Source organism: Sulfuriferula sp. GW1, from assembly GCF_047300855.1.
GTDB lineage: Bacteria > Pseudomonadota > Gammaproteobacteria > Burkholderiales > Sulfuriferulaceae > Sulfuriferula.
The window spans coordinates 2,513,480-2,529,239 of record NZ_CP170197.1; the positions used below are offsets into that span (position 1 = coordinate 2,513,480).

The 15,760-nt window shown below is 57.6% G+C and carries 19 protein-coding genes; 9 read left to right on the top strand and 10 right to left on the bottom strand.

Annotated elements, in window-relative coordinates; all coding sequences use genetic code 11:
• Nucleotides 1–27: 27 nt before the first annotated feature.
• The 8 genes from dsrK to dsrA form a co-directional block, all read right to left on the bottom strand.
• On the bottom strand, nt 28–1,566 hold the full coding sequence (gene dsrK / locus ACFDAU_RS12375) for a sulfate reduction electron transfer complex DsrMKJOP subunit DsrK (RefSeq protein ID WP_413437207.1): 1,539 nt from the start codon (nt 1,564–1,566) through the stop codon (nt 28–30).
• 15 nt (nt 1,567–1,581) lie between these two features.
• The gene (locus ACFDAU_RS12380) at nt 1,582–2,310 is read right to left on the bottom strand and encodes a respiratory nitrate reductase subunit gamma (RefSeq protein ID WP_413437208.1); all 729 of its coding nucleotides are present in this window, start codon (nt 2,308–2,310) and stop codon (nt 1,582–1,584) included.
• 89 nt (nt 2,311–2,399) lie between these two features.
• The gene (locus ACFDAU_RS12385) at nt 2,400–2,732 is read right to left on the bottom strand and encodes a TusE/DsrC/DsvC family sulfur relay protein (RefSeq protein ID WP_124704703.1); all 333 of its coding nucleotides are present in this window, start codon (nt 2,730–2,732) and stop codon (nt 2,400–2,402) included.
• 30 nt (nt 2,733–2,762) lie between these two features.
• The gene (gene tusB / locus ACFDAU_RS12390; protein ID WP_413437209.1) at nt 2,763–3,068 is read right to left on the bottom strand and encodes a sulfurtransferase complex subunit TusB; all 306 of its coding nucleotides are present in this window, start codon (nt 3,066–3,068) and stop codon (nt 2,763–2,765) included.
• A gap of 11 nt (nt 3,069–3,079) precedes the next feature.
• Nucleotides 3,080–3,484 carry a sulfurtransferase complex subunit TusC gene (tusC, locus tag ACFDAU_RS12395; protein WP_124704705.1) on the bottom strand — a complete coding sequence of 135 codons (405 nt, stop codon included), beginning with the start codon at nt 3,482–3,484 and terminating at the stop codon, nt 3,080–3,082.
• Between the two features lie 16 nt (nt 3,485–3,500).
• The gene (gene tusD, locus ACFDAU_RS12400) at nt 3,501–3,860 is read right to left on the bottom strand and encodes a sulfurtransferase complex subunit TusD (protein ID WP_124704706.1); all 360 of its coding nucleotides are present in this window, start codon (nt 3,858–3,860) and stop codon (nt 3,501–3,503) included.
• Nucleotides 3,861–3,929: 69 nt separating this feature from the next.
• Complete coding sequence (dsrB, locus tag ACFDAU_RS12405; RefSeq protein ID WP_413437210.1) at nt 3,930–5,000, bottom strand: dissimilatory-type sulfite reductase subunit beta; 1,071 nt, start codon at nt 4,998–5,000, stop codon at nt 3,930–3,932.
• A 50-nt stretch (nt 5,001–5,050) separates the two neighbouring features.
• Entirely contained in the window at nt 5,051–6,352 is a 1,302-nt protein-coding gene (gene dsrA / locus ACFDAU_RS12410) for a dissimilatory-type sulfite reductase subunit alpha (protein WP_413437211.1), read from the bottom strand.
• 433 nt (nt 6,353–6,785) lie between these two features.
• Between dsrA and ACFDAU_RS12415 the strand changes: the two genes are divergently transcribed.
• The 9 genes from ACFDAU_RS12415 (at nt 6,786) to ACFDAU_RS12455 (ending at nt 13,327) form a co-directional block, all read left to right on the top strand.
• The gene (locus tag ACFDAU_RS12415) at nt 6,786–7,031 is read left to right on the top strand and encodes a DUF6967 family protein (RefSeq protein WP_413437212.1); all 246 of its coding nucleotides are present in this window, start codon (nt 6,786–6,788) and stop codon (nt 7,029–7,031) included.
• A 26-nt stretch (nt 7,032–7,057) separates the two neighbouring features.
• Nucleotides 7,058–7,684, top strand: coding sequence for a type I-MYXAN CRISPR-associated protein Cas6/Cmx6 (gene cas6 / locus ACFDAU_RS12420; RefSeq protein ID WP_413437213.1), 627 nt, complete (start codon nt 7,058–7,060; stop codon nt 7,682–7,684).
• 30 nt (nt 7,685–7,714) lie between these two features.
• A complete protein-coding gene (locus ACFDAU_RS12425) occupies nt 7,715–8,047 on the top strand; it encodes a TusE/DsrC/DsvC family sulfur relay protein (RefSeq protein WP_413437214.1) in 333 nt (110 codons plus the stop codon).
• Between the two features lie 49 nt (nt 8,048–8,096).
• Nucleotides 8,097–8,948, top strand: a complete 852-nt coding sequence (locus tag ACFDAU_RS12430) for a sulfurtransferase (RefSeq protein WP_413437215.1) — start codon at nt 8,097–8,099, stop codon at nt 8,946–8,948.
• Between the two features lie 6 nt (nt 8,949–8,954).
• Complete coding sequence (locus tag ACFDAU_RS12435; protein WP_413437216.1) at nt 8,955–9,542, top strand: hypothetical protein; 588 nt, start codon at nt 8,955–8,957, stop codon at nt 9,540–9,542.
• Complete coding sequence (locus ACFDAU_RS12440) at nt 9,539–10,426, top strand: TauD/TfdA family dioxygenase (protein WP_413437217.1); 888 nt, start codon at nt 9,539–9,541, stop codon at nt 10,424–10,426. The genes ACFDAU_RS12435 and ACFDAU_RS12440 overlap by 4 nt, the downstream gene beginning before the upstream one ends.
• A gap of 158 nt (nt 10,427–10,584) precedes the next feature.
• The gene (locus tag ACFDAU_RS12445) at nt 10,585–11,085 is read left to right on the top strand and encodes a chemotaxis protein CheW (protein WP_413439545.1); all 501 of its coding nucleotides are present in this window, start codon (nt 10,585–10,587) and stop codon (nt 11,083–11,085) included.
• A 66-nt stretch (nt 11,086–11,151) separates the two neighbouring features.
• Nucleotides 11,152–12,900: a methyl-accepting chemotaxis protein gene (locus tag ACFDAU_RS12450; RefSeq protein ID WP_413437219.1), complete on the top strand. Its 1,749-nt coding sequence runs from the start codon at nt 11,152–11,154 to the stop codon at nt 12,898–12,900.
• Between the two features lie 133 nt (nt 12,901–13,033).
• On the top strand, nt 13,034–13,327 hold the full coding sequence (locus tag ACFDAU_RS12455; RefSeq protein WP_413437220.1) for a segregation and condensation protein A: 294 nt from the start codon (nt 13,034–13,036) through the stop codon (nt 13,325–13,327).
• Nucleotides 13,328–13,492: 165 nt separating this feature from the next.
• Here ACFDAU_RS12455 and ACFDAU_RS12460 read toward each other — a convergent pair whose 3' ends face one another.
• Both ACFDAU_RS12460 and ACFDAU_RS12465 read right to left on the bottom strand, forming a co-directional pair.
• A complete protein-coding gene (locus ACFDAU_RS12460) occupies nt 13,493–13,747 on the bottom strand; it encodes a DUF2249 domain-containing protein (RefSeq protein WP_413437221.1) in 255 nt (84 codons plus the stop codon).
• A gap of 331 nt (nt 13,748–14,078) precedes the next feature.
• Nucleotides 14,079–15,440, bottom strand: a complete 1,362-nt coding sequence (locus tag ACFDAU_RS12465; RefSeq protein ID WP_413437222.1) for a heterodisulfide reductase-related iron-sulfur binding cluster — start codon at nt 15,438–15,440, stop codon at nt 14,079–14,081.
• Nucleotides 15,441–15,760: the final 320 nt, after the last annotated feature.

Sequence of the window (15,760 nt, forward strand, 5' to 3'; positions counted from 1 at the left end):
CTGCTCTCCTGAAGTGAATTCCGTAAGCTACTGTTTTGCGTCCAGCCGAATGGCCGTACTTACCAATTGATGGACACCACCCACCATGCTCATGTCGAAGCCGTAATACGGGAGCACCTTGGTGAACTGTGCCTTGCAGATCGCACAGATGGTGGCCATGAAGTTGACGCCATGGTTGTCCACAACATCCTTGAATGCATCCATGCGCGGCTGCGCACCCTTGACCCGCAGTTCCATCAGGTCGTCGGTCAACAGGCCACCGCCGCCACCGCAACAGAAGGTGCCCTCAAGTATGGTTTCCGGAGCCATGTCGTGGAAACGGTTGGCTACCGACTTGATGATTTCCCGCGGGATAAGGAACTGCCCGCCCGGCATGTCGCCCATGCGCGAGCCCCGCGCCACGTTGCAGGAATCATGGAAAGTGATGATGCGGTGATCGTTGGCTTCCTTGTCCATCGTGATCGCACCCTGCTGCAGCAGGTCGTAAGTCACTTCGCAGATATGCGCGGGTTGCGGATAGTTGGGATCCAGCTGTTGTTGCAGCATCCTGCCGTATTTGTCGTCAGCGCCTGCGCCGAGACCAACGCCGATCAACGTATTCCAGAAGCTGTAGGCGACGCGCCAGGCATGGCCGCACTCGCCCACCACAATGCGTTTGACACCCAGTTCCAGCGCCGCTTCGCGGATGCGTAGCGCCACCTTTTGCATCTGCTCGTAGTTGCCGATGAACATGCCGAAATTGCCGGCCTCGGAGGCAAGTGAGGACAGCGTCCAGCTAATTCCGGCAGCGTGGAACACCTTGGCGTAACCGATCAGGCTTTCCACGTGCGGCTCGGAGAAGAAATCCGCTGAGGGCGTGATCAGCAGCACTTCCGCACCCTTGACGTCGATGGGCAGTTTCACCGCGAAGCCGGTATCCTCCTCGATGTCTTCTTCCAGGCCTGTCAGGGTGTCCAATAGAGCCGGGCCGGGCAGCCCCAGATTGTTGCCGATGCGATGCACCTTGCCCAGTATCTCGTTGGTGTATTTCTGGCCGATGCCCACGCAGTCCAGTATCTCGCGACCCGCCATGGTGATTTCGGCGGTATCGATACCGTAGGGGCAGTACACCGAGCAACGGCGGCATTCAGAACACTGGTAGTAATAGCGGTACCAGTCATCCAGCACTTCCCTGGTCAGATCCTTGGCCCCTACCAGCTTGGGAAAATATTTCCCGGCAAAGGTGAAATAGCGGCGATAAACCTGGCGCATCAGATCCTGGCGCGCCACCGGCATGTTCTTGGGATCACTGGTGCCGAGATAATAATGGCACTTGTCGGTGCACGCCCCGCAATGCACGCACGCATCCATAAAAACCTGGAGCGAGCGATATTTGCCAAGCAGCTCGCCCATCCTGCCGATGGCAGTTTCCTGCCAGTTTTCCATCAGCTCGCCCGGAAAGCCCAGTGCTTCCTGCATCTGCGCGTTCGCCGGGAAGGATTTGACCTCCGCTGCCGCACCTTCGCGCAGCAGCGGAATGTCCGTGTAACCCTTCAGTTCAGGAACTTCGAATTTGGGTGCGGCCACCTGGATCCCCTGTTCTTATTTCTCAAGCCGGGCAGCCCAGGAGGCCACATGGCGCGTATCCCTGGAGTTGTCGGCCTGGTTGCGAGTTGGGCTGAAAAATATGCCGGGTGCATGCAGCAGTTTGCTGATGGGAAAAATGATCATGAGCAGTGCGACCAGAGACAGATGCGCCAGCAAGATCGGGTCGGCCGGCAGAGGTTGCCAGTCAAACACCATGAGGCCGAGCATGAACTCCTTGAGCCCGACGATATTGGTATGCACGACAAAGCTCATGGCCATGCCGGTCAAACCGATGCCGACCAGCAGGGCGAGCATCAGGTGGTCGGAGGGGGTGGAAATGTAACGCACCCGATCCACCAGAAAGCGCCGCGCCCACAGGCCAAGCAGGCCTGCGATCATGGCGAATGCGGCGTATTTTCCGAAGGGCTGAATCAACACCACCCAGCCCCATACCGGCTCGGTGAAATAACGCAGGTGGCGCAGCAGCACCAGCAGCAGGCCAAAATGGAACATCCAGCCGAAAATCCAGATCCACTTGTTGGATTTGAACAGGCTTTCGAACAACACGACTTCACGCCCCATGCGCATGACAACGCCGGTCGTGGTAATAGGCGCAGGCATGGTGGGAATCTTCAGCGGCGCCGGGGTGCGGCTATAAATATAAATCTTATAAGCCAGTCCGCTGACCAGCAGCGCTGTCGCCAGATAAAACAGAAGCGCAAAAAAAATTGTGAGCGATGACATGCTAGCGCTTGCCTTCCGGTCTCAAATAAACTGCAGTGCAACGGCCTCGTGAGACCGTTGCCGCTTTACGCTGCATCAGCCGCCGTAGATCAGATGCAGCCGGTGGGTTTGGGCAGGCCGGCAATCTTGCATGCCTGCTTGGCCGGACCGTACGGAAACAGCTCGTACAAGTATTTGCTGTTGCCCTTCTCCGCGCCCAATTTCTTGCCGATCGCCTTGGTCAGAACGCGCACCGCAGGAGCAATCTGGTAGTCGTTGTAGTACTCGCGCAGGAAATTGACCACTTCCCAGTGATTTTCGGTCATATCCACTTTCTCGCCCTCGGCCAGCACTTTGGCGATATCTTCGTCCCATTCGCTCAGGTTGAGCAGGTAGCCCTCTTCATCAGTCTCGTAGGTCTTGCCGTTAACTTCCAAAGCCATGATATGTAACCTCTCTAATTTAAAATCCGTTTACAACCAGGATTGCACGTTGCTGTGCTCAACCACCAAATCGACGAAACCGCCATAGTCCACCATTTTCACGCCTTCCAGCACCCGGTCCTGGATGCCGCGAGCCTCCACGTCAGGCCATAGCGCATACACCTGGATGTCGCCCATGGCGCCGTGGACAGCATTCCCCGCAACACTGTTTTTTGTTGCCGCATAAACCCCATCTTCGATCAACAGCAGCGCGCCGCCACCGCCCTTGCACGCAACGCGCAGGCAGCTGGCGAGCGTGGTGTTTTCGAATGGAGATTTGTTCACGATGTGCAGCATTCGTTTTCCCCTTAAAAACCAATAACCACGTCCTGAGTTTTCATCAGGTCGCCCATTGCAGCAGAGGACAGCACTTCCACCGGCACCAGCAGATCGTCCGCGTTCAAGCCACGCATCTCCAGCGACTCGCGTTCCACATACAGCTTCTCGATGTCGTAACCTTCCAGCGCCCGGTAGGTGGGCGAGAAGTTTTTCACAGCGAGGGCTTTGGTATGCTGCCCCTTGACCAGCTGGTACACACCGTCATCCAGAAAAGCCATGCTCACGTCCTGATCGAAAGCCGCGCTGATCAGCACCACTTCCAGCCCTTCCAGCGCGTAAATCGTTCCGTAAGGCGCCTTGCGGTTGACGAACATGAATTTCTTTACGATGCCGGAGCCTTCGTCATCCTCGATACCGCCTGTTGTTTCGTTCATCACACCCTCCTCTTGCTCAATCACCAAATACCACCAGCCGATCGGCCTGGATGCCGGCCTCGACCAGTTGGCCCAGACCGGAAATGCGAAAACCGGGCGCCAGATTCTCGTCGCAGATGCCGCGACGCAGGGCGGCGGCTACGCACACCACCAGATCGATGCCGTGCTCTTCCGCCAGCTTGGACCAGCGCGCAACAACGTTACGATCGTCCTGTGGCGGCTCGGTCAGCCGGGTGGCGTTGTTGACGCCGTCGTGATAGAAAAAAACCCGGTAGATTTGATGACCCTTTTCCAATGTCGCCTTGGCAAACTGATATGCGCTATCCGTAGCCTGGTGGGTGTAGGGGCCTTCGTTGACCATGATTCCGAATTTCATACCTTCAATCCCTTTTTTATGGCACGGTCACTGCCGGCCTTGCGCACTGCTGGAACGGCTCAAAAGCAACTAAAAACGGATATGCGCAGAGGCGTTCAGTGTCGACCGCGAGCCACGCCAATCGTCAATGTGGTACTTGGTGAACGGCAGACCGGTTTTCTCGAAGAAGCGCGGCCAGCCGATGCGCTCGATCCAGTCCGCCATACGCTCCCAGGGCTGCGCATCCGCCTTGTACACGGACAGGATGTTCTTGACCACAGCGGCCACTTCCGGCCAGCGCGGCGCGTTGTTGGGCAAGCCGGAAGCCACCAGCTTGTGGAAGGTGGGGCGAGAACGCGCGTTGGAGTTCTTGCCGCCGACCCAGATCGCAATCTTGGAATGCTCCGGATCGTTGATCTGCATTGGCGGGCAGGGAGGGTAGCAGGCGCCGCAGCAAACACATTTTTTCTCGTCCACTTCCAGGGAAGGTTTGCCGTTCACCAGCGCCGGACGAATCGCCGCCACCGGGCAACGCGCCACCACGGTAGGCCGCTCGCACACGTTCGCGACCAGATCATGATTGATCTTGGGCGGCTTGGTGTGCTGCATGATGATCGCGATGTCGGCCTGACCGCCGCAGTTGATCTCGCAGCAGGAGGTGGACATCTTGACCCGGTTGGGCATCTCGCATTTGATGAACTCGTCGTAGAGTTCGTCCATCAATGCCTTTACCACGCCGGAAGCATCGGTACCCGGGATGTCGCAGTGCAGGAAGCCCTGGGTGTGGGCAATCATGGAAACCGAATTGGCGGTACCGCCGATCGGAAAACCATGATCATTCAGCGCCTTGATCAGGGGTTCCACTTTGCGCTCGTCGGCAACCATGTATTCGATGTTGCTGCGCGCGGTAAAGCGTACGTGTCCGTCGGCGAATTGATCGGCAATGTCACACAACGTGCGGATGGTGTAGACATCCATCTGGCGCTGGGTGCCTGCCTTGACCGTCCAGATTTCATCGCCGCTTTCAGCGCGGTGACGCAGGACACCTGGTTTCGGATGATCATGGTAAGCCCACTTGCCATAGTTTTTGACCATGACCGGGTGCATGTAGGGCATCGGATCCGGAACGCCGCTCTCAATGGGTGAACGCATTTCAGCCATAATTTCTTATCTCCAGATAGAAAACTTGTTCAGCGCTTAATGAAGCGGCATTAACCGGCAACTTTTCTCTTGTGTTCTGCCGCCTTCTCGACTTCTTCGTCCCAGCCATCCGTGCGTACATAGGGATTGCTGCGCGGCTCCAGAACCATGTTCGCGTCGATATCGATACCGACGCCTTCCAGGAAGTTGACCAGGCCGATGCGATCGATCATCTCGCCGGTGCGTTCATGCTCCAGCGCGTTTTCGGCAAAGAAGTCGATAATGCTGCGCGACAGAGTGGCCAACGCTTCAAAATCCTCTTCGGATTCCAGCTTCATGAACGGAACCACCATCGTGCCCATGGTGGCGCCGATCTTCAGCACGCTCTTGCCGCCCACCAGGATGCTCACACCTTTATCGGTGCCGGGAAGCAGCGCACCCGGCATGACGTTCAGGCAATGCATGCAGCGCACGCAATTGTGGTTGTCGATTTGCAGGGACTGGGTGTCGGTGACGGCCACGCTGGAGATCCCGTCGGCCCGGGAAACGTTGGCGGTATTTTTCAGGGACAAGGCCTTGGTCGGACAACGGCTGATCACGTCATTAACCAGTTTTTCCATGCCGTGCTTGGCCATGTAATCCTTGGCCAGCGCCTCGTTGACACGTACGTTGTCGCGCCAGGTACCGATTACGGCCATGTCGGAACGCTGAATGGCGTTCACGCAATCATTGCCGCAGCCGGAGAATTTGAATTTGAATTTATACGGCAACGCGGGACGATGCATGTCATCAATATTGTCATTGATGATGGTCCGCAATGCTTTTGCCTCGTCGAAGTTGGACATTTCACACCGGGCTGCACCCACACAGGACATGGAGGTGCGCAGGGCAGGGCCGGCGCCGCCCATGTCGAAGCCCATTTCGTTCAGTTCGTCGAAAGCGGGCTGGACGTTTTCACTGGATACGCCCTGGAACATGATGTCGCCGCTTTGGCCATGCAGGGCAATCAACCCGGAACCATGTTTTTCCCACAGATCGCAGAGTTTGCGCAAGATCTCGGTGTTGTAGTGCATGCCGGCCGGCGGCTGGATGCGCAGGGTATGGAATTCAGCGGCAGCTGGATAGAGGGGTTTCCCTTGCTCGTCCTTCAACTCGCTAAAACGGGGTATCACGCCGCCGCCGTAGCCGAACACACCCACGGTGCCGCCCTTCCAGTAACCTTTCCTGGTCTGGTAGGAGGTTTCCAGCTGACCCATCAGGTCAACCATCATGTCGTTGTCCTTGGCCAGACGCTTCAGCCCGGTTACAAAGCTGGGCCACGGTCCGCTCTCGAGTTGGTCAAGCATCGGCGTGTCGTACATCTTCTTGGTCATAGCCACTCCCTTCATTCCACCAGTAAGTAGTTGCCGGTTTGCCCAAATTCCATGGTTGAACTTATGATCAACCGATCAACCTATTCAGCCTGACTGCACCAGTCGTTAATCTGACCCTTCCTGCCATGCTCAAAGGCCACGTAGCCCATGACCGCTGACGCGGCCGCCGGAAACTGATACTCGGCGCAATGTCACTGAAAGTTCATGTATGTTCCTCCTTCAAAAATGCCAATTCCATAAACTGGATTGGTAGTACACACCTAACCATTCGGGTAGGGCACCCCCCCTTTTGGGCTAGTTTCTTGTGCTGGCGACAATGAGAAACTTTGCTCAGGACGAAGCAATGAGGCCGATTACAATCCTGTCAAGCCCGGGTAGCCCAGGTGCCTTTAAGAAATGCGGCTTTCCAGCTTCACGTTCATTGGGGAAAAAATTGGACGCGATTGAAATCAGAACGCTGCATAAATTGCTGGCCTCGCCTTACCGGCAGCAAATCGAGCTTCAGCACGTGCTGCACCAGGCCGATTACGTGACGCTGCGGGTCAGGATTCGCGAGCAGACACGTTTTACCATTTTCGATATCGACGAACCCACCGCCAGGGCGTGGGGGTTGGCCATGCTGGAATGGGCGGACACGCTTGCCCAGGCCGGGCAGGTCAAAGCAGGAGAAGGAAAATAGGCTGGCTCTACGACGATCACGCGGAGATGTCGGAAATCGGCATCGCCGCGATGTCCGATGCGCATCTGGAATTGCGCGGCCTGCGCATGCCGGCGGATCACGGCTATCTGCTGTACCGGGAACTGCTGCGCTGGCTGCCCTGGATCGAGGATGAGCCCTTGCTGGGCATTCATCCGGTGCATGGCGCCGACAGCGGCGCCGGCGAACTGATGCTGAACCGGCGTACCAAACTGGTGGTGCGCTGCCCGGCCGGCCGTCTGGATGAATTAACCAAACTGAACGGGCGCACCATCCACCTGGAGCAACAGGAACTGGTTATTGGCGCCAGCAAGATCAAGCCGCTGAGCAGGTACACGCCCTTGTATGCCCATTGCGTGGTCACCGGCAGCGCAGATGAAAAAGAATTCACGCTCGACATCATGCGCATGCTGAGCCAGATGGGCATTGACAGCCGTTTCATTTGCGGCAGACGCCAGCAGGTTTTTGACGGCCGCGATACCGTTTCCGGCTATAGCCTGCTGCTGCACAACCTGCCATTGGAGCATGCCATCCATATGCAGCAGCAGGGCCTGGGAGCGCACCGCAAGCTCGGATGCGGCATCTTTATCCCGCATAAATCCATTGCCGCCGTCGGCGCAATAGGCTCGGTTTAATCGCCAATCCGTTAACGACAGGAGGAAAAAATGAGCTACACCTACAACGGCCAGGAACTGGAAGTCGATGATGAAAAATTCCTGCTGGAGCCGGTTTATGACGATGAAATCGTGCCCGTCATCGCCGGCGCGGAAAATATCGAGCTGACCGACGAACACTGGTTCGTGGTGCGTTACCTGCGCGAGAAATTCCGTGAGGACGGCCATACGCCGAATTTCCGCAACATGGTCAAGGATCTCGAGGAAAACCATCCCGGTCCCGACTGGAAAAAGCATCTGTACACCCTGTTTCCCAACCAGCCTGCCCGCCAGGCGGCGCGGGTAGCCGGCCTGACCAAGCCATTCGGAAAAGGCGGCTACTGATAGCGTCCAATATGAGCATGGCCGACCGATTCCGATACCATCCCGCCGTATGACCATGCGGTCCGCCACGCTGGTCAGCACCGAACAACTCGCACGGCGTCTCGACGACCCGGACTGGATCCTGTTCGACTGCCGCTTTACCCTGACCCGGCCCGAAGCCGGACGCCAAGCCTACGCCGCCGCGCACATCCCGGGCGCCCGCTATGCCCACCTGGACGCCGACCTGTCCGCGCCGGTTCTGCCTGCCAGCGGCCGCCACCCGCTGCCCGATCCCGCCATACTGGGTGAAAAACTCGGCCGCTGGGGGGTAAGCCAAGACGTCCAGGTCGTGGTTTACGACGACAGCTTCGGTTCCATGGCGGTGAGACTGTGGTGGTTGCTGCGCTGGCTGGGGCACGAAAACGTGGGCCTGCTGGACGGCGGCTTGCACAAATGGCAGCGGGAAAAGCGTCTGCTCACGGCAGATGCGCCGACGATCGTGCCCGCACGCTTCGAAGCCCGGCCCAATGCCGATCTGTGCGCAGACGCCGCCGAGGTGAGCGCCGCCATCCGCCGCGGCGAAGCAGTGCTCGATGCCCGCCCGGAGGAGCGTTTCATCGGCTTCGTGGAACCCCTCGACAAAGTGGCCGGCCATATCCCCGGCGCGATGAACCGGCCATTCGAGGACAACCTGGACCTGGACGGCACTTTACTCGGCGCCGACGCGTTGCGCACCGCCTATCTGGAGGCGCTGGGCGCGACCCCGCCGCAGCGCAGCATTCATATGTGCGGATCCGGTGTCAGCGCCTGCCACAACCTGCTAGCCATGGAGATTGCGGGATTGTCCGGAGCCCGGCTCTACCCCGGTTCCTGGAGCGAATGGATCACCGATCCGTCGCGCCCAACCATCAAGGAGGATTAAACCAAAATGGCTATCCGCGTTAAAACCATCTGGTTCAAGCAGGAGGACGGCCCCAAGGGACCGGAGCAACAGGCCGGTGTGATCGCACTGACCATCTGGAAGCTGGCAGACAAAACGGTCATCGACCTTTCCAAGTCCGATTACGACATCATCACTCCCCAACGCGGCTTTACCCTGCTGGCGGAACTGGCAGCCTTCATGCTGCATCTCGCCGACCGCATGGTGTACCGCCGCATCGCGGACGCTGAACGGCAAGTCCTGGTGCAGGCCCTGGCAAAGCGCCTGGCGGAAATCCTGGAAGAAAATATCCACGAGGCGATGAACGACCACGGCCACCCCTACCAGGCCGACTTCATCAACCTGGTCAACCGGCGCGGCCAGGATTACGCCAGCTTCGATTTTCCGCCGGAGCAACCCAGTTTTTCAGCGCTGCGCTACCTGGGCAACTGCATCCGCGACATCATGGAAGGCCGCGACCAGCCCTGGGTGATCGACCAGATCATGGAACTGGAGGCGCCAGAGATGATCGCAACCGTCAAGAAAGCGGTGGATGGCCTGTTTCCGCAAACATCAGGCGTCCCCCTGCTCGCATGACAAGCACACGCAGCCCTTTCCATCTGGATGCCGACGCCGTTTATCAGGCCTGGCGCGAAGCCAAGCTGAACAATTACCCCAGGCGCGCCGAAGACATGGTGGTGGAGATAGCCGACCCGCGTGCGCTCACCCCGGCGGAGCATGACGCGATCCTGAGGTGTTGCCGCAAGACCAACCTGGCCATCTACGCCAGCCACTGCGGCGCCACGCCGGACAAGGACATCCCGCGCATGCTGGGCCTGCAATTCGGCCTGAAACAACTCGACCACAACCTGCTGGCGGACGAGGATGCCATCACCTCTCTCACCGTCGCCGCAGGCGGCGGCCAGCGCGGCGACTTCATTCCCTATACCGACCGCCCCATCCGCTGGCACACGGACGGTTACTACAACCCCCCGGAACGGCGCATCCTGGGGCTGATGCTGCACTGCGTAACGCCTGCCGCCAGCGGCGGGGAGAATACCCTGCTCGACCACGAAATCGCCTACCTGCTGATGCGCGATGCGAACCCCGAGCACATCCGCGCGCTCATGGCGCCCGATGCCATGACCATTCCGGCGCGCATGGACGAGAACGGCGTGGCGCGACCCGCTGAAACCGGCCCGGTGTTTTCCGTGCTGGACAGCGGCCAGCTCCACATGCGCTACACCGCCCGCACCCGCAGTATCGAATGGAATCCGTCTTCGGCCACCCTGGCCGCTGTGGCCTTCCTGGAACAGCTGCTGGCGAGCGACCTGACCTATATCTTCCGCGCCCGCCTGGAGTCCGGCATGGGCCTGGTCTGCAACAACGTGCTGCATGACCGCAGCGGTTTCAGCGACACTGAAACGCAACGGCGCCTGCTCTACCGCGCACGTTATTACGAGCGCATCGAAGACCCCTGATCCCACCATTTAGATGTCGGCCCAGGAAGCCCGACGGCTCCGGAATCGGCCACGGCTGTAACTTGCCTGTGACTGCTTAACATTCAAGCAAGCAGAAAGGTAAATTTATTTTTGAACAATGGCCGTTGAAAGGAATATTTGTGCCCGCATCAAACAATCTGGACAGAACGTCCGGTATCTCAAAAAAACCAGGTGTCCCCGTCATCGTCTCCCTGGAATTTCTCGCTTTCACTCTGGGTCTGGAAGAATACGGCATAGATATCCAGAAGGTACAGGAGTTGCGCGGTTATGACGCCGTCACCCACATCGCCAACGCACCGGGGTACATCAAAGGCGTCGTCAATCTGCGCGGCATCATCGTGCCGATTATCGACATGCGCATCAAGCTCAATCTAGACACCCCGGTTTACGACCAGTTCACGGTCGTGATCATCCTCAACATCGCGGGCCGTGTCATGGGCATGGTGGTCGACAGCGTCTCGGACGTAATCACACTGGCCGCCGAGCAGATCAAGCCTGCGCCGAAAATGGGTACGGCGCTGGATACGGACTATCTGATCGGCCTGGGCACGCTCGATGAACGCATGCTAATCCTGGTCGATATCGACAGACTGATGTCCGGTGCGGAGCTGGGGATGATCGAAAGACTCTCCACCTAAGGTGGCTCGGGCTGATGCTGCAAGACTACTTCAATCTTTCGTAACGATAAAACTGGAGAACCTGATATGAATATCAAAAACATGAAAATCGGCACGCGTCTGGCGCTGAGCTTCGGGATTGTTTGCGCATTACTGGTAGCTATAACCGTTATCAGCATCATCATGCTATCCAGGATCAATGACGGAACATCCGAAATAATCAATGAAAGATGGCCACATATTGCGGAGACGCACGAAATCATCGTGCAGATCGACAGCATTGCGATCGCACTCAGAAACATGATGCTGACCGACAACACAAGCGATCAGCAAAAACAGAAGGACAGCATCATGAATTCCCGCAAAACCATCATAGAAAATATTGAACGCTTGCAGCGTGGAATCACCACCCCCGCGCACAAGGCGCTGTTCCAGCACCTGCTGGATACCCGGGAAAAATACATCCGTAGCCAGAACACTTTGTTGAAGCTGATCGACGACGCCAAGCTCGACGAGGCGAAGACCTTCCTGTCCAGCGAATTGCGCCCGGCTCTGGCCGCTTACAAGGATGCGGCGAACAAGCTGGTGCAGTCCCAGGTCGAGATGATGAATGCGACCGGCAACGCGGCGAGCGCTACCTATTCCGACGTCCGCGCGCTGATGCTGGCTTTGGGGCTGGGGGCAATGCTGCTAGCCGCCGGCTTTGCCTACCGGACCACGCGCTCTATCACCCGGCCACTAAACGAAGCCGTGAAGGTGGCGCAAACAGTCGCTTCCGGCGATCTGACCAGCGTCATCGATGTGCAATCCGGTGACGAGACCGGCCAACTGCTGCAAGCGCTGAAGGACATGAACGATAGCCTGGCCGGAATTGTCGGCCAGGTGCGTACCGGCACTGATACCATTGCCACCGCCTCCAGCCAGATTGCCAGCGGCAACCTTGATCTTTCGTCGCGTACCGAACAACAGGCCAGTTCTCTGGAAGAGACCGCATCCTCGATGGAAGAACTGACCAGTACCGTCAAACAGAATGCGGACAACGCACGCCAGGCAAATCAGCTCGCGGTCTCCGCTTCCGGGGTCGCGATCAAAGGGGGCGCCGTCGTGGCGCAAGTTGTCGATACGATGAATGCAATCAATGCCTCATCCAGGAAAATTGCCGACATCATCGGCGTCATCGACGGCATTGCGTTCCAGACCAATATCCTGGCGCTGAATGCGGCGGTCGAAGCGGCGCGTGCCGGGGAACAGGGTCGGGGATTTGCCGTGGTGGCCAGCGAGGTGCGCAATCTGGCGCAACGCTCGGCCGCGGCAGCCAAGGAAATCAAAACCTTGATTGGCGACTCGGTGGAGAAAGTCGATAGCGGTGCCAAGCTGGTCGATCAGGCCGGCGTCACGATGAATGAGATCGTCGAGAGCGTCAAGCGCGTTACCGACATCATGGGCGAGATCACTGCGGCTGGCCAGGAGCAGACTTCTGGCATCGAACAGATCAACCAGGCCATCAGCCAGATGGACCAGGTCACGCAGCAAAACGCCGCCCTGGTGGAAGAGGCCGCCGCTGCCGCAGAATCCATGCAGGACCAGGCCGGCAACCTGTCGCAAGTCGTCAGCATATTTAAATTGGGCGCGGCACCGGCCATGATGGCGGCACCAACGAAGAGCGTCCCGACGCTTCTGGACACGAATGCCACACCGCAGGCCAGGAAAAAAGTGGCGGCCAGACCCTTAACCGGAACAGCACAGCCGGCGAGAATCGCCCATAACGACTTCACGCAACCCAGAAAAGTCGCCAACGCCCAGCCAGGAACCGCTGAGGAATGGGCGGAGTTCTAATACCCAGGCTTGGGTGATGCGGATGCCGAAACCACGTGCACCCGCGCTCGGGGCCGTGCTTTTGGTGCCGGGCAAGCAATCGGGCTTGGAAAATCGAAACGAAAACCTTGATTATCCCGAAAAGGCATAGACCATGAACGACGAATCCAGGGAATTTTCGATGGAGCGACGCATCCTCCGCGTCATGCGCAAGACGCTGGCGCATGTCGTCAAGGACGCCACACCGCGCGCCAACATGCCGGGTTGCCTGTCGGATCAGACTGTAGAGGACATCCGCCACTGTTTCGAACTGATCTCGATCAGGGAAAAAGAACTGGCCGAAACGCTGAGCCTGGATCAGGCACATCCCCTGTACCCGGACCAGGAAAGAACGGCCAAGCGCATCATCATCAGCAAACCCGTCAAACCGGATCCGGAAAAATATTGAGGACACCACCATAGATCCAGGCATCCAGGATTTCAAATCGGATCGCCCGGACGATCTGATCGCCGCATTACACGCCGCATGTAGCCAAGCTCACCCACGGTCAAGGCCCACATCAAGCACCTGCTGAAAGAGTGCAACGCAGCCGAGCGCGGCGGCACCTGTCCCCTAACGACGCGTGAAACGGATGACGATGTTGCCGGGTTGGCGTTCGACATATTTCACTTCGACCGTCCCACCATAACGCTGGTGCATTTGGTCGATTAACGGCAACGGATCGTGATCGTTGACGAATTGCATGGTCTCCCCCGGGTGCAAGGCATCCAGGGCGCCGAATATGGCCGCATGGCGGAAGCGCTTGGCGACACCGCGGGCATCGAAAAGATGGAGTTGCCCATCAAGAATCTGCAAGTTCGGAAACATGTCTATCCTTCTCAATTAGTTTGGTAAAGCTGGCATTTAGCCGGGAAAAAACCGGCAGCCCGGGCGACAAGTCACCCATTCCTGCGCAGCCTGTTTCCTTTGTGCTCTCTGTGGTTTCAACCTGAAAAAAAAGTTAGCCACAGAGAACACAGAGTTCACAGAGAAAAAAAAACAATCGGTTGCCGTAAATATTGGCTTCACCCATCAGGTGAGGCGGAAAATAGATGGAAACCGCTTCATCTCTGTGTCCTCTGTGGCTTGAATCGCGATTTTCAGGTTCACCTGTTTTTCCCATGTATATGCCAAGACTGGGCGCCTGTCTTTTCCCTGCTTAACTCGTCAGCCTCGGCGCAGAACCCAGCGCAAGTTCCGGGTTGTAGAGATATTCGATATTGCCCGCCTCGACTTCCTTTAGATAGGCCTCGAAAGTCTTCTTGGCATCGGTCCAGGAAATGCCCATTTTCTCCACCAGTTCTTCGCAGGGAGAAGCATGCCATTGCAGCTGCACGATTTTTAATGGGTCCGCACCACAAGCCAGCGCCGCGAACTGAATATCAGCCATGACCGGCACCGAAAAATTGTTTTCGTGCGCCTTGCCGATCCACTGGTTCTTGTCCATGGTGGTGATGCAACCGGTATCAATCCCGATCAGCACATCCGCATTGGCTTCTTCGCGCACCACACGAATCTTGCGATCCATGGTGAAGGAGCGGACGAATTCCCGCTCGGAGATAATGTGACGGAAACCGAAGCCGCAGCAGTCGTACCAGGTGGAGTAGTCGATCAGCTGCGCACCCAGGGCCAGCGCCACGGAACTGCCCACGGCGGTGCGGTTGCCGCCCAGGATGCTTGGGTCGTAGATGGCATCTTCATGCACCATCTTGTAATAGTGGCAAGCCGGATGCATGGTGACGCGGATATTCGACACATCCACGGTCTGCAGCTCGGAGGCGACGCGGTTGCGCATCACGTGCAGCCATTCGGAGTAGTGAATGATCTCTTCAGGAATCACCAGCTTGCCGTCTACCAGACGCCCCAGCTTGCCGAGGATCTTGGTAACGCGCCCGCGCAGTTCTGCAGACTCCACCAGGTACTTGCGGATTTCCTTGTAGTTGCCGAAGGAGGTGCCGCAATGCACCAGCGGGAAGAAATGGCCTGCTTCGAAGCCATGCTGCTTGCCGGAAATATAGGCCTGGTGAAAGTTGCGCAGGAACACCGCGGCCAGCGATTCGACGTTGCCAATGCCGGAGCCGTGGTAATTCCATGCGGTGCAGGAAGTCTGGTCGGTTTCGTCGAGATAGTCCCTGCCCGGCTCGAAACCGAACTTGTTCATGAACCACATCAGGGAAGTCGGATAGCCGGGGATATTGCCGCACTGCCCGCAGGATTTGTGATGCCAGAGCTGGACGGTGGGAATGCGCTTGTTCCATCCGAACAGGGTCTGAACGTCGATAGGCTTGTGTGCGTCGGTAATGCGATGCACGATGATCTGTCCGTCCTTCTCCAGCTCCCACATGTGATCGCGAATGTCGTCCATGCGCTCGCCCAGATCAACGGTGCGCTTGTCGACGTGCTTGCGCACCCATTCGGTGGCCTTCTCGGCATCCGCACTGGACAAACCCGCGTCCTGGAAAAACGAGCCGTGGCCGGCAATACCTTGATTTACTCCCGTTACATCCTTACCTGTTTCCATGGATTGACCTCCTTGAGATAAAGGCCACGCCGCTCAAGCACGGTCAGCGATTTGACCTGTTTCATCCCCTATTGGGAGCATTTCTGACATTGCCTGCCGAATCCGACCGCACTATCGATTCTGCAGCATACCGCCGTCAGAAATATAAGATGTACTATAGATACATCTTTTATTGCAGTCAAGATATTACCCATAACTGAAAATGGAATCCAACCGCGGATTTGATGCAAAAAATTTGGATGGACCTATCGAAAATACATCTATACTGGACTGAGAAAACATAATGAATCGTCGCGTTTTCTGCGACCACCGCACGAGGG

What these genes read in the sequence shown, in the direction of transcription:
- ACFDAU_RS12380 (WP_413437208.1), bottom strand. Translation starts at nt 2,310, where the DNA reads ATGTCATCGCTCACAATTTTTTTTGCGCTTCTGTTTTATCTGGCGACA.
- ACFDAU_RS12385 (WP_124704703.1), bottom strand. Translation starts at nt 2,732, where the DNA reads ATGGCTTTGGAAGTTAACGGCAAGACCTACGAGACTGATGAAGAGGGC.
- tusB (WP_413437209.1), bottom strand. Translation starts at nt 3,068, where the DNA reads ATGCTGCACATCGTGAACAAATCTCCATTCGAAAACACCACGCTCGCC.
- tusC (WP_124704705.1), bottom strand. Translation starts at nt 3,484, where the DNA reads ATGAACGAAACAACAGGCGGTATCGAGGATGACGAAGGCTCCGGCATC.
- tusD (WP_124704706.1), bottom strand. Translation starts at nt 3,860, where the DNA reads ATGAAATTCGGAATCATGGTCAACGAAGGCCCCTACACCCACCAGGCT.
- dsrB (WP_413437210.1), bottom strand. Translation starts at nt 5,000, where the DNA reads ATGGCTGAAATGCGTTCACCCATTGAGAGCGGCGTTCCGGATCCGATG.
- dsrA (WP_413437211.1), bottom strand. Translation starts at nt 6,352, where the DNA reads ATGACCAAGAAGATGTACGACACGCCGATGCTTGACCAACTCGAGAGC.
- cas6 (WP_413437213.1), top strand. Translation starts at nt 7,058, where the DNA reads ATGTCGGAAATCGGCATCGCCGCGATGTCCGATGCGCATCTGGAATTG.
- ACFDAU_RS12425 (WP_413437214.1), top strand. Translation starts at nt 7,715, where the DNA reads ATGAGCTACACCTACAACGGCCAGGAACTGGAAGTCGATGATGAAAAA.
- ACFDAU_RS12430 (WP_413437215.1), top strand. Translation starts at nt 8,097, where the DNA reads ATGACCATGCGGTCCGCCACGCTGGTCAGCACCGAACAACTCGCACGG.
- ACFDAU_RS12435 (WP_413437216.1), top strand. Translation starts at nt 8,955, where the DNA reads ATGGCTATCCGCGTTAAAACCATCTGGTTCAAGCAGGAGGACGGCCCC.
- ACFDAU_RS12440 (WP_413437217.1), top strand. Translation starts at nt 9,539, where the DNA reads ATGACAAGCACACGCAGCCCTTTCCATCTGGATGCCGACGCCGTTTAT.
- ACFDAU_RS12450 (WP_413437219.1), top strand. Translation starts at nt 11,152, where the DNA reads ATGAATATCAAAAACATGAAAATCGGCACGCGTCTGGCGCTGAGCTTC.
- ACFDAU_RS12455 (WP_413437220.1), top strand. Translation starts at nt 13,034, where the DNA reads ATGAACGACGAATCCAGGGAATTTTCGATGGAGCGACGCATCCTCCGC.
- ACFDAU_RS12460 (WP_413437221.1), bottom strand. Translation starts at nt 13,747, where the DNA reads ATGTTTCCGAACTTGCAGATTCTTGATGGGCAACTCCATCTTTTCGAT.
- ACFDAU_RS12465 (WP_413437222.1), bottom strand. Translation starts at nt 15,440, where the DNA reads ATGGAAACAGGTAAGGATGTAACGGGAGTAAATCAAGGTATTGCCGGC.